Annotated in this window: 9 protein-coding genes; all 9 read right to left on the bottom strand. The window is 57.9% G+C overall.

The annotated features are described in order from the left end of the window. Positions 1–59: 59 nt before the first annotated feature. Complete coding sequence (locus tag E6C55_RS21035; RefSeq protein WP_136371787.1) at positions 60–1,838, bottom strand: sensor histidine kinase; 1,779 nt, start codon at positions 1,836–1,838, stop codon at positions 60–62. Between the two features lie 34 nt (positions 1,839–1,872). Further along, positions 1,873–3,447 (bottom strand): response regulator transcription factor, encoded by a 1,575-nt coding sequence (locus tag E6C55_RS21030; protein WP_168735786.1) that lies wholly within the window; start codon positions 3,445–3,447, stop codon positions 1,873–1,875. Positions 3,448–4,227: 780 nt separating this feature from the next. Beyond that, positions 4,228–4,464: a hypothetical protein gene (locus E6C55_RS21025; RefSeq protein WP_136371785.1), complete on the bottom strand. Its 237-nt coding sequence runs from the start codon at positions 4,462–4,464 to the stop codon at positions 4,228–4,230. A gap of 356 nt (positions 4,465–4,820) precedes the next feature. Beyond that, positions 4,821–6,158: an extracellular solute-binding protein gene (locus tag E6C55_RS21020; RefSeq protein WP_230986784.1), complete on the bottom strand. Its 1,338-nt coding sequence runs from the start codon at positions 6,156–6,158 to the stop codon at positions 4,821–4,823. A 55-nt stretch (positions 6,159–6,213) separates the two neighbouring features. After that, positions 6,214–7,068, bottom strand: a complete 855-nt coding sequence (locus tag E6C55_RS21015; RefSeq protein ID WP_136371783.1) for a carbohydrate ABC transporter permease — start codon at positions 7,066–7,068, stop codon at positions 6,214–6,216. Positions 7,069–7,071: 3 nt separating this feature from the next. After that, positions 7,072–8,046 carry a carbohydrate ABC transporter permease gene (locus tag E6C55_RS21010; protein ID WP_136371782.1) on the bottom strand — a complete coding sequence of 325 codons (975 nt, stop codon included), beginning with the start codon at positions 8,044–8,046 and terminating at the stop codon, positions 7,072–7,074. A 65-nt stretch (positions 8,047–8,111) separates the two neighbouring features. Continuing rightward, positions 8,112–9,518, bottom strand: a complete 1,407-nt coding sequence (locus E6C55_RS21005) for an ABC transporter substrate-binding protein (RefSeq protein WP_136371781.1) — start codon at positions 9,516–9,518, stop codon at positions 8,112–8,114. A 111-nt stretch (positions 9,519–9,629) separates the two neighbouring features. Beyond that, positions 9,630–10,418 (bottom strand): response regulator transcription factor, encoded by a 789-nt coding sequence (locus E6C55_RS21000; protein WP_136371780.1) that lies wholly within the window; start codon positions 10,416–10,418, stop codon positions 9,630–9,632. Then, entirely contained in the window at positions 10,415–12,205 is a 1,791-nt protein-coding gene (locus E6C55_RS20995) for a cache domain-containing sensor histidine kinase (RefSeq protein ID WP_330999644.1), read from the bottom strand. Before E6C55_RS20995 ends, E6C55_RS21000 begins: the two co-directional genes overlap by 4 nt. Positions 12,206–12,286: the final 81 nt, after the last annotated feature.

Raw genomic sequence — 12,286 nt, 5'->3', positions numbered from 1 at the left:
TTGTTTTGTAAGCACTTTCATTATAAAATTTATCGAAGGGTTTGTTTACCGGATAAACTTTATCTCATACTTAGAATATTTAATGAAGCTCCTTCTTCTTCATCCCGAACGACGATGCGGAACTCGGTTCCGCCCCCCTCTTCGCTGCTTGCCTCGAAGCGCACCTTGTCCTTGTAGTACAGCTTCAGGCGGTAGTAGACATTCTTGATCCCGACGCTCTCCCCGATGTCCTCGCTGTGCTCCAGCTCATGCAGAAGCGCTTCAAGCTTGTCGGCGGCGATGCCCGCTCCATTGTCTTTGACGGTACAGACAAGCTCCTCCTCTTCGTTCCTCGCGACCGTCACGAGAATGAGGCCCGGTCCCTTGGCCTTCTCGATGCCGTGAATACTCGCATTCTCGACCAGGGGCTGCAGCGTCATTTTCGGAATCATCTGCCCTAGCACCGCTTCATCGGCTTCGATCCGGAAGTCGAGCTTGTCTCCGAACCGATACCTCTGGATCTCAAGGAAGCAAGCGACGAGATCGAGCTCGTCCTTGATCGTCACCCAGTCCTTGCCCCAGGCGAGCGACTTGCGGAAGATCTTCGCCATGTTGTGGATGATCTTGGCCGTCTCCTCTTCCTTCTTCATCAAGCTGCGCATGCGGATTGTCTCAAGCGAGTTGAACAGGAAGTGCGGGTTGATCTGGCTCTGGAGCGCATGAAGCTGCGATTGATTGCGCTTGAGCTGCAGCTCCTTCTTCTGGATGTCGGCGATATAAACGTCATGAATGAGGCTCTTGATCTGCAGCGTCATCCGATTGAATTCCACGGTCAACTGCCCGATCTCGTCGTCCGCCTCCGGCCGGTCAATCGTCTCGAACGAATGGTTTTTGACACGCTTCATGTGCTTGAGGATCTTCACCAATCGGGAATTGAGGGAACGCGTAAACCAGATGATGACCAGCGTGGAGACGAGAATGTTCGGAATGGCCAGATAGAGGACGAAGTTCTTCGACTTGCGAACCTCCTCGAGCACCGCCGACTCCTTGAATTCTCCGACAATTCGCCAATCGCTCAGATAGGAGACGTTGGAAAAAGCCGCCTCGATCACAATCGTGCTCTGAGGAACCGAGGAGGAGGAGAAATCGGCTATTCGGGACGGAGGGAGTGCGGCGTTGGTCGTATATTGCACCTCGTTGCCCTGCAGGAGATACAGATTCCCTTCCAGGGTGACATTGCGGAACAGCTCGCGGATCGACTCGGGGTGGATGTCGATCTTCATGAGCTTCTCCCACTGCTGCGTGCCGCCCGGCTCGTTGATCCTGCGCACGACGCTGAGCATGTCGCCGGTCGCGCCGACATAATCGGGAATCGTCCGCAGCAGCAGAGGCGCCGACAGCGGCGACTCGCTGATCTGCCGGAACCACGGCTGCTCCCTCGTCTTGTCCGTAATCCGCTCCACTTGCCCGCCGTAGATGATCGTCGCATTGTCCGTATACAGCGTAATTCTCTGGATCGCTTCGTACACGGGACTGTACTTGTTCAGCATGGCCAGCATGTAGGATTGGTAATTGTTGACGTAATCGGAGGGCGTGTCGTAATTTTTCTCCAGATATTGAATCAGGATGGAATCGTTGTAGATGACCGAAGAGATGCCCACGGCCGCGTTGACCTGAGCCAGGAAGTCGTTGCGAATCTGCTCGATCGCCAGGGAGATGTCCCTCATCTTCTGCTTCTTCACGTTGTTGGACGTGATGTTGTAGAAGATGACGTTCGTCAGAACAATCGGGATAAGCACAGAGAGCACATAGACGATCAGCATCTTGTTGCGCAGCCTGACATTATTGAAGCTTATCATCCTCTTCCCATTCGCCTGCATCGGATCACCGCCGTTAAATCTTCTCTAAGAGAGCGTTCTTGTACTCGGTCGGCGTCTTGCGCTCGACCTTCTCGAACTGGGTAACGAAGTAATCGGCGTTGTTGAAGCCGACGCTTGCGGCGATCTCGTACACCTTCTTGTCGGTCTGGCGGAGCTGGCGCTTCGCTTCGCGGATTCGGAGCTGCAGCAGATAATCGTTGAAGTAGCTGCCGTACGTCTTCTTGAACAGTTGGCCGAGATAGACCGGGTTCATGTAATATCGCGCGGCGATGCTCTTAAGGCTGATATTCTCGTTGTAATGATGGTCGATGTACGCCTTGATCTTGGCGATGTCTCCCTTGCTCACCTTGCCTCTCAGCTCACAGATGTAACCCGCACATTCGGTTAGGAAAATCAGCAGCGTCGTCTGGAGCCCGCGAAGCGTCTTGGGCGCGGCCGCCCACTCAAGCATCGGCGTTAGAGAAGCGAGGCTGGCCGGATCTCCCTCCATTGTCTGGATGATCCGGGTCGCCCCGTGCACGCAGCGGGACATCGCCGCCGCGACGGAGTCATAGGCGAATACCTGCTCGCGGAAGGCCGCGAACAGCTTATCCGCCGCATCGCGAACGGCCGTCATGTCGTTCTCCTCGAGGCGGTCCATCAGCTCGGCGTAGACGGAGCTGTCGATCTCCCGATAGTGCAAGGCCGAGGCGGTCAACTCGTCGCCCACGATGACGTTCTTCTCGTCCAGCGCATACTTGTGCTTCATCGCTTCCAGGCCGCTGAGATAGGAGCGGCGAGCTTGCGCGAGACCGGGCACCGCCTCGCCGATGTACACCTTCGCCGTGCAGCCCGCGGCCTTCGAGCAAGCGCGAGCCATCTCGTCGCCGATCGTTCGGGCCTCGCGGGGATCGGTCTTGGCCGGCAGCAGGAAGCCGAGCTCGAACTCGCTGCGAAGATGCACATAAGGGGCGGTGCGGAAGCCGAGCCGCTCCGCCGCACGGGCGACGGCCGTCTTCGCCCGCTCCGTCCGTTCGATCCGCTCGGCCTCGGGGCTGGCGGCCGGAAGATCGTTCAGCTCGACGGCGAAGTGGCGAAGCGCCGTCTCTTCCTTGAGGCCGAACGAGGTCGAGGCTGCGGCGACGAGCGGCCCGTCCGCCCGGCCGGAGAGCAGCTTCTCGAACAAGGAAGCCTGCACGAGGGCGCTGCTCGCCTCCGAGTGCGGCTGCTCCTTGTCGAGCTGCTCGCGGATCTGCATCAGCGCGGCGGTCAGCTCGCTCTCTTCGATCGGCTTCAGCAGGTAATCCTGGACGCCGAAGCGCACCGCTTGCTGCGCGTATTTGAAGTCGCCGTAGCCGCTTATTATAATGAAGCGAACCGCGTGGCCGCCGCGGGAGCGCACCTCCTGGATCAGCTCCAAGCCGTCGAGCACCGGCATCCGGATGTCCGTGATGACGACATCGGGCTTCACCTGCTCGATCAAGGCCAGCGCCTCCTCGCCGTCCTCCGCCTCCCCCGCCACCTCGAAGCCGAACTGCTCCCACGGAATCAATCCGATCAGCCCTTTGCGGGCGAACATCTCGTCGTCGACCAACAGGATTTTTCTCACGTGCATCTCTCCTATCTCCAAGTGTGGACGGGACAAACCGGCGCGGTTGCTGGCATGGTCGCAGTCGCGATCTCCGCCGCCGTAGTCGCAGCTACAGTCACAGTCGAAGCCATAGTCATAGTCGCAGTCGCAGTCGGAGCCATAGTCTCGAAGTCATAGTCACAGTTACAGTTACAGTCACAGTCGCAGTTACAGTTACAGTTACAGTCGCAGCCATAGTCTCGAAGTCATAGTCTCAGTTACAGTTACAGTCACAGTTACAGTTACAGTTACAGTTACAGTCGCAGCCGTAGTCGCAGTCACAATCGTAACCGCGCATCCGCACCCAATAGCGAACGTCTCACACCCGCCGAATTGTAATCGCTTACAAAAATAAAAAGCAAAGAAACATAGTAGTTGTAGATTAGTTTATCTCGATCGTGTTTGCACTTGGGAAACTATAGTTTCTCCTTTGTGATCTATAGATGTGTTAGTGGTCTATGGAGCGTTTGCAGTCTGCAGGTGCGGTTGCGTTTTGTAGAGCGTATGCGGTCTTTTAGATGTGTTGATGGTCTGCCGATGCGGTTGTGGTCTGCAGATGTGTTTGTGGTCTGCCGATGCGCTTGTGGTCTACAGATGAGTTTGTGGTCTGCCGATGCGCTTGTGGTCTACAGATGAGTTTGTGGTCTACCGATGCGCTTGTGGCCTACAGATGCGTTTGTGGTCTGCCGATGCGGTAACTTTTGCGGTTTTTATGATTTTTCACATTCGTTGGCATGAATTGGAACAAATAGAGAGTTTTTATGCGATTTTTAGCATATATGCGACAATTCGAGCGGGATTTTCCTCCACGAATGTGATTTTTCGCATAAAATCCGCCATATCGCCCCCTATCGAGCCGCGCCAATATGAAATTTCACATAAATTTGGACATTCGCGCCGCTCCCCATCTGCTCCAATGCCCCAAATGCCGGTTTTTCCGACATTCGCAACGCTCTCCCTCCACTCCCGCGCTCCAAATGTCGGTTTTTCCGACATTCCCGCCGCTCCCCGGCCACTCCCGCGCCTCAAATGCCGGTTTTTCCGACATTCGCACCACTCCCCGACCACTCCCGCGCCTCAAATGCCGGTTTTTCCGACATTCGCAACGCTCTCCCTCCACTCCCGCGCCCCAAATGTCGGTTTTTCCGACATTCGCACCACTCCCCGACCACTCCCGCGCCCCAAATGCCGGTTTTTCCGGCATTCGCAACGCTCTCCCGCCGCTCCCCGGCCACTCCCGCGCTCCAGCGAAGGCCGCCGGGCGATTGTTGCAATCCGGCAATCGCAATCGCCCCGCCATTCGGGGCAAGACCGCCCCGCAGTCGGCGGAACGGCCTTCTTCCCATGCTGGCCTATGGACCGCCGGCTTTGACGGCCTTGTCGTGCTCCGCGGCGAATCGGCCCGGGGTGACGGCCCCGCCGAACAGCGCCTGGATCTGGTTCAAGTGGACTTCAGCCGCGCTCGAATTCAATTGAACGTCGGCGAACAGCGTAATGCTCGTCGCCTTGTTCAGCTCGTTGAGCAGATCGGTGTAGAGCTGCGGAAGCCGAACCTTCGCCGTATCGACCTTCGTCGCCGGAATGACGCCTGCGCCCGTGACCGACTCTTCTCCCCATCGCTTCACGAAGTATTCGACGAACCTCTTCGCCTCCTCCTTCACCGGGGAATTCTCGGCAACGAACAGGCCGACGCCGGGGCCGCCCACCCAACTATCGATGTTCCCCTTGCCGCCGGCGATGGTCGGGAACTTGAAGAATCCGATGTTGTTGCGGAGCTGCTGCGCCACCTTCTGATTGGTCGTGTAGTTCGGGAGCTCCCACGTTCCCATCAGATACATGGCGGCTTTGCCTTGAATGAATTGTTCCTTCACTTCATCGTTGGAGAGCCCGTTAAATCCTTCGTTGAACGCGTTCATCCCCGCAAGCTCTTGCAGCATCTTCGCCGACTCGATGAGTCCCGGGTCCGTGAAGCTCGCTTCGCCCTTAAGCGCATTCGCCAGCTTCTCCGCACCCGCGACGCGGTCGGCCATGTACATGTACCACAGCGAACCGGTCCAGCGGTCCTTGTTGCCGAGCGCAATCGGAACGACGCCGTGGTCCTCCAGCGTCCGGACGACGTTCAGGAAGTCGGCGTAGGTCGTCGGAACCTGCAGGTCATATTGTTCGAAAATCTGCTTGTTGTAGTAGATCGGAGCGAGATTAAACTCGAGCGGCAGCGCGTATGTCTTCCCTTCGATGGCATAGGCCTCGGTCGTGCCGGCAACGAACGAATCCTTCAGGTCTCCTTGGAGCAGATCGTCGAGCGGCGCGAACAGCTCGCCGCCGACGAACGGCTGCAAGTAGCCGGCCGCCCAAGTCATGCCGACATCCGGCAGCTCGTTGATGGCGGACAGCACCTTGATCTTCGCCTTGTACTGCTCGTTGTCGAACACTTCCTGCTTGATGACGACGTTCGGATTCTCCGACTGATACTCGTCGATGATTTTGCTCACGATCCGGTATTGGCCTGCCGCCCCGGCTTGCGGGTACAGATGCATCATATTGATCGTTACCGTCCCGTCCGAAGCCCCGCCCAGATCGGGATTATCGTTGTCCGAATGGGCCGCGCAGCCCGTTGCGACAAGAGCAAGACCGGCTGCCAGCGCCAGCGGCACCCGCGTTCTGTGCAGCACCCGCGTTCTGTTGTACACGTCCGCATCCCCCATGCCAATCTTCGCTCGGCTGGCGCTCCGGGAGAAGTCGGAATTACTCCTTCACGCCGCCAAGCGCCACGCCTGCGATAATATACCTAGACAGCAAGAAGTATATCACAAACAATGGAAGCGCAGTCAGCGCCAGTCCCAAATAGATCGAGCCGAACTCCGTCTTGTAAATATCGCCGCGCAGCAGGCTGACCATGATTGGCAGCGTATACTTCTCCTTCTGCGTCAGCAGAATGAGCGGCATGAACAGGTTGTTCCAGCTCGCGACGAAGGCGAAGATCGCTTGCGTTGCGATGGCCGGCACCATGATCGGCAGGATGATTCGGTTAAACGTGGAGAACTCGCCGGACCCGTCGATCCGGGCCGCCTCCACGATCTCGAGGCTCAGCGCCCCGAGCAGGTACTGGCGCATGAAGAAGACTATCGCCGGAGAGGCGATCGCGGGCAGAATAAGCGGCAGGAAGTTGTTCGTCCAGTGCATCTGATACATGAACTGGTAGAAGCCGATTGCGCTGGCCTGCGCCGGAACCATCATAACGCACATGATGAACGTGAAGAACGGCTGGCGCAGCTTCCAGTTGTACACGACCAACCCGTAAGCGGTCAAGGACGAGAAGTAGACCGCGCACAGCGTCGAGAAGCCGGAGATGATAAGCGAGTTGAAGAACCCTTTAAGCGGATCGAAGCTCTTGCTCGTCAGCACGTCCCAGTTCGTCTTGAGGTGCGTTGACGGGATCAGCGACAGGCCGCTCTGGATTTCCGGCGTGGAACGAGTCGCATTGACGAACATGATCCAGAACGGAAGAATGCTCAGCACCGCCAGGAAAATACAGACGATATAGATGATCGTTTTGTTGATTCCGTGGGAGACGGGAACGTTCCTCTGAAGATTGGCCATCGGTTACGCCCCCCTTGCCGCCGCTTTCGCGGCTTGCTTCTGCTTCTTCAATTGCTTCTTCAGCTTCGACGCGTCGCGATCGCGCATCAGGTAGAACAGCAAGGCGGACAGCACCGCCGCGATAACGAACATGATCATGCTGGCGGCTGCGGCTTTGTTATACATGTAGCTGCCCTTGAACGCTTGCCCATAGATGAACACGGACGTGGTGAGCGTCGCATTGTCCGGTCCGCCTGCCGGGGTGATGAACAGCTGCGGAATATCGAACATCTGCAGCCCGCCGATCATCGAAGTGATCAGCGTATAGAGCATGATCGTCCGAAGGCTCGGCAGGGTAACGCGGAAGAACGTCTGAACACCGTTCGCTCCGTCGATGGACGCCGCTTCGAACAAGGCCGGGTTAATGCCCAGAACGCCCGCGACAAGGACGATCATCGTATTGCCGTACCACATCCAGAATTGGATGAAGCCCACGATGCCTCGAGCCGTCATTTTGTCCTGGAGGAAGTTAATCGGCGCATCGGACCAGCCGAGCGCATGGAACAGGCTGTTCACGGGCCCCATCGGATAAGCGAACAACGTGCTGAACAGCACGGCGATCGTGCTTGCCGTAATGATGTTCGGCATATAGAGAAGAACCTTAAACGTGCCTTGTCCCTTGAGGTTAAGCCTCTTGTTGGTGAACCAAGCGGTGAGCAAGAGCGCGAGAATAATCTGAGGAATAAAGTTGATGATCCAGAGCAGCCCGGTGTTGACGAGGGACTGCCGGAACGAGGCGTTGTCGAGCAGAAGATCCTTGAAGTTCTGGAACGGATTGTCCAGGATGTGGATCGGCTTCGGAATTAATCCCTTCATATCGGTAAATCCAATGGCTGCGGTGTACAAGATCGGGTACAACGAGAAGACCAGGAACACGAGGATAAAAGGCAGACTGAAGATATAACCGTACTTCGCATAGCTTACACCTTTGCGGCGCATGTTCTCTCCCCCCATTCATTTAAAAAAATGGGGCGGGAAAACTCCGCCGCCCCATTGGCGCCACCTTATTCGCTTGCGATGTCCAGTTGATCCTTGACAGTCTGCTTGAAGTCCTTGAGCGCGTCTTCGCGACTCTTCTTGCCTGCGGCATACGCGCGCACCTGATCGCGCCAGATCTGGTTGATCGATTCGTCGTACTGTGTCAGGTTCTTGCCGGTCGCATTGGCGTTGGCCGGAACGAACACGTCGAACATGTTCTGTCCGCCGAGCAGATCGACCGTGCCGTTGGACTTCGCCATGACGACGGAGGAAGCGACGCTGTCCTTCGTGCCTTGCTCTCCGTCCTTAAGCGTACCGTTCGCCCAGTAATTCTGGAGGCCCGTATCGGAGGTGTCGAGCGTAATCCACTTGACGAATTCGGCAACGACCTTCGCCTTGGCTTCGTTCTTGGTGACGTCCTTGTTGGCGAGAACCCAAGTGCCGCCCCAGAAGAATCCGGTCGTCGGCTCGGTTACCGCCCAATCGCCGTTCGTGTCCTTCACTTGACCGTTCATGACGTAGTTGATCAGCCAAGCAGGACCGAAGAAGCCGAACACCGGCTTCGTGCCGGAGCCGGACATGTCCGCGTACCAAGCTTCCTGCCAATCCTGCGTGCCGTTGGAATAGCCTTCGTCCGTCAGCTTCTTGGAATAATCGAGGAACTGCTCGCGCTTCGGATCGATGTGGAGCTTGCCGTCGACAATCCAGCCTGCGTCGGAGCTGTTCTCGATCGGGTGCCAGATGTCCCCGTCGCCGGATACGATCGCGTATCCCTTGTCCTTCAGCTTGGCCGCCGCGTCGAAGAACTTATCCCAGCCGGGGCCGACCGCGTTCTTGATCGTAGCGGGATCGTCCGAGCCGAACACTTCCTTGGCGATCGAGCGGCGATAGATAAACGAACCGCCGGTCGCTTGGTAGCCGAGGCCCTTCAGATTGCCGTCCAGAGTGCCGATGTCGACGGAGTATTGGGCGATGCCCGCTTCCTTCACCATGTCGTCGGTAAGGCCAAGGTCGGCATAGTTCGCGGCGTAGCTGGAGGCGTCGCCTTGCGTGTACTTGAGGACGAACGCGGATTCGGCCGCATAGATGTCCGGAGCGTCTTTGCCGCCGGCATTGAGCGCCTGGTCGAGAGCCGGTTGATACGCTCCGTCCGTGGTGGCGATTACCGTGTTCTTGAATTCGACATTGAGGTCGGGGTGGGTCTCGAGGAACTTCGCTTCCATGTTCGGAATCTCGTCTGTGAAGGCCCAGAGGTTAACCGTGACTTTCTCCCCGGAGCCGTTGGAAGATACTTCGGAGGTGCTTGCGGACGAGTTGGCGCTTGCCCCCGAGCCCGAGCTTGCGTTGTCGGACGAGTTCGAGTTGCCGCCGCAGGCACTGAGTGCAGAAGCCATAACAAGCGCAGTTGTGGTAACGGCCAGAATACGTTTCATTTCTATTCCTCCCCTTATGTGCTGGAAACAGTTACATTGTAACCGCTGTCAACATTCTAGCACTGCGCGTCCCCTTGCATAAGGAAACGGCCATTGGGAGAAATTCCACTTTTATTTGATCGTTTCGTCCGGGTCCGACACCCGCTGGCGGTACTGGGTCGGACTGACGGACTCGCTGTCCTTGAACACCTTGACGAAGTATTTGGCCGTCTGATAGCCCACCTTCTCCGCAATCTCCCCGACCGGCAGCCGGGATTGGGCGAGGAGCTCCTTGGCGCGCTGCAGCCGCCTTCTCGTCAGGTAATCGCTGAACGTAATTCCCGTCTGCTCCTTGAACAGAACGCTGAAGTAGCTCGCGTTCATGTGCAGGTGATCCGCAACCTGCTTCATGCCGATCGGCTCTCCGAGATGCCCGTCGATGTAGGCGATCGCGTCGCGCACATGCTGGCCGTACTTGGCTTCCTCCTCCCCCGCTTCCATCAGCTTCCGGTCCACGAGCTTCTCCATTCTTCCGATGCGAAGGCGATCCTCTTCGAGCTCCAGCGCCTTCTCCACGGATTGAATCAGCTTGGTCTTATCGAGCGGCTTCAGCAGGTATTCGACGACGCCAAGCTGAAGCGCCTTATGGGCATATTCGAACTCCGCATGACCGGAGATCACGATGACGATCGGCTTCGGCGCCGCCTGGGCCATCCGTTCGAGCATCTGCAAGCCTCCGAGCTCCGGCATGCGCACGTCGGTAATGATGAGATGCGCCGGATTGTCCTTCATCCATTCGAGTGCTTCCACTCCGCTCGCAGCAGTCTCGATCCGCATCCGTCCGGCCGACCAAGCCTCCAGCGTCTTCTTGATTCCTTGCCGCGTGCGCGGCTCATCGTCCACGATCAATAGCGTCTTCATCTCGTTCGTTCCTCTCCCCTCGGTATCGAGATCTCGAAGCTGACCGACGTTCCTTCGCCGGGTACGCTGTCTATCTTCAAACTGCCGGCCGAAGCCGCTTCCGGCGCTTCCGGGAAGTAGAGCTTCAGCCTCCGCTGCACGTTCGCGATTGCGACTCCCGTTCCCCTGGAGCCGGAGTCGGGAGCGCGGTTCTCGGCGGAGCGCATCAGCTTCGCCACCGTCTCCTCGTCCATGCCCGGCCCGTCATCCGTGACCTTAACGACGGCACACCCCGGATGCGCGGCGGAGGCGAATACTTCGACGACGACCGAGCCGGGGCCGAGCTTGCTCTCGACCCCGTGCAGAATCGCGTTCTCGACAAGCGGCTGGATCAGCAGCTTCGGAATCGGCGCGTGCTCCAGCCCGGGCTGCGCTTCGATTCTCCAGCTCAGCCGATCGCCCAGGCGCATCGTCATGATCTGCAAGTAGCGCTCGACATGCTCGAGCTCGTCCTTCACCGTAACCCACTCGTCGTCGTTGCCGCTCCTGCCGATGACGTAGCGGAACAAGCCGGACATCGCCACGACAATGCTCGCCAGCTCTTCCTCTTCCTTGTCTTCGAGCGACCAATAGATCGCCTCCAGCGTGTTGAACAGGAAGTGCGGGTTGATCTGGGCCTGAAGCGCCTTCAGCTCCGTCCGGCTCTGCGTGATCTCCTTCTCGTAGACAACCTGAATAAGTTCGTTCATGTGCGTGACCATCTGGTTGTATGTGTTGTTGAGCTCGCGAATCTCCAGCGAAGCGATCTGCGGCGACGGGGACGGGTTCGGCTTGAGACCGCCCAGCCTGGCTCCCCGCATCGTCCGCATCAGCTTCAGGATCGGCCTGGTGACGACGGTGGACAAGAACAGACTCAGCACGAGAAAAGCGACCGCCCCAATGCCGATCGAGACCAGAATCGCCGTTCGCAGAACCGAGATGCCTTCCGTCGTCGCCTGAATCCGGGTCAGCAGCACAAGCGTCCAGCCGGTCGTCGCCGAGCTCTGCCGTACGGCCAAGTACGGATCTCCGACAATCGTGACCGTCCCTCCGCTCTGCCTGAGCACCGCGCCGGCGTCTTCAATCGGCAGGTCCGACATGATTGTCTGCCCGTTGCTGTCGGCCAGAAGCATAAACTCTCCGTTCGCCGAACCGTCCTCCTCCGCCGCTTCGTTCATCTCGAAGTAGGCGCGGTGAATATGCACGGCCACATAACCTCCCGCCGAATACCCTTGGTCGATCAGGCTCACTCGGCGGAGCGCCAGCACCGTATCCGGCTGCCTCGGGTCGATGCCGACCCAGACGAGCCTCCCCTTCTTCCGGTCCGCTTCGTCGATCCATTCCTTCGCCACGCGGCTGGGCAAGCCGATGTCGTCCAGCGGGAACAGCCGACGGTAATCCCGCGTATACAATTCAAGCGATTGGATTCCCGAGGAGTAGGCCATGTAACCGTTCGCAATCTGAAGCAGCGATTGCCGCTCGTTGAAGTTCGCCGGAACGCCGTTCGCTTCGCTCAGGAGCAGCTTCTGAACATAGGAGCTTGTCGCGACTTGCGTCGAGAGCGAATCGATCTGCTCCAGCAAGGCGTCGAGCCGGCCGTTCATCTGCACCGCCGTCTGCTGGATATGCTTCACCGCGCTGCTCTTCAGCAGATCGGACACCTGCCCGTAAATGTAAACGCCTGCAAATACCAGCACCGCAATCATCGTAACCGTGAATCCGGCGAAGATCTGGTTCCGCAGCGTATTGATCCCGCTCCACTTCGACAATGCCTCCGCCACCATTCCGCCCCTAGAGTCCGATTCCCGTCTACTGTAACATAAAAGCCACGCAAGCGACAGACAACCGCT

The organism is Cohnella fermenti (genome assembly GCF_004801405.1).
Taxonomy (GTDB): Bacteria; Bacillota; Bacilli; order Paenibacillales; family Paenibacillaceae; genus Cohnella; species Cohnella fermenti.
Note: the sequence above shows the minus strand (reverse complement) of the source record. Positions and strands in the feature narration are given on the sequence as shown.

Coding starts and splice junctions, on each gene's coding strand:
- E6C55_RS21015 (WP_136371783.1), bottom strand. CDS start 7,068: ATGGCCAATCTTCAGAGGAACGTTCCCGTCTCCCACGGAATCAACAAA.
- E6C55_RS21025 (WP_136371785.1), bottom strand. CDS start 4,464: ATGTCGGAAAAACCGACATTTGGAGCGCGGGAGTGGAGGGAGAGCGTT.
- E6C55_RS21000 (WP_136371780.1), bottom strand. CDS start 10,418: ATGAAGACGCTATTGATCGTGGACGATGAGCCGCGCACGCGGCAAGGA.
- E6C55_RS21010 (WP_136371782.1), bottom strand. CDS start 8,046: ATGCGCCGCAAAGGTGTAAGCTATGCGAAGTACGGTTATATCTTCAGT.
- E6C55_RS21035 (WP_136371787.1), bottom strand. CDS start 1,838: ATGATAAGCTTCAATAATGTCAGGCTGCGCAACAAGATGCTGATCGTC.
- E6C55_RS21005 (WP_136371781.1), bottom strand. CDS start 9,518: ATGAAACGTATTCTGGCCGTTACCACAACTGCGCTTGTTATGGCTTCT.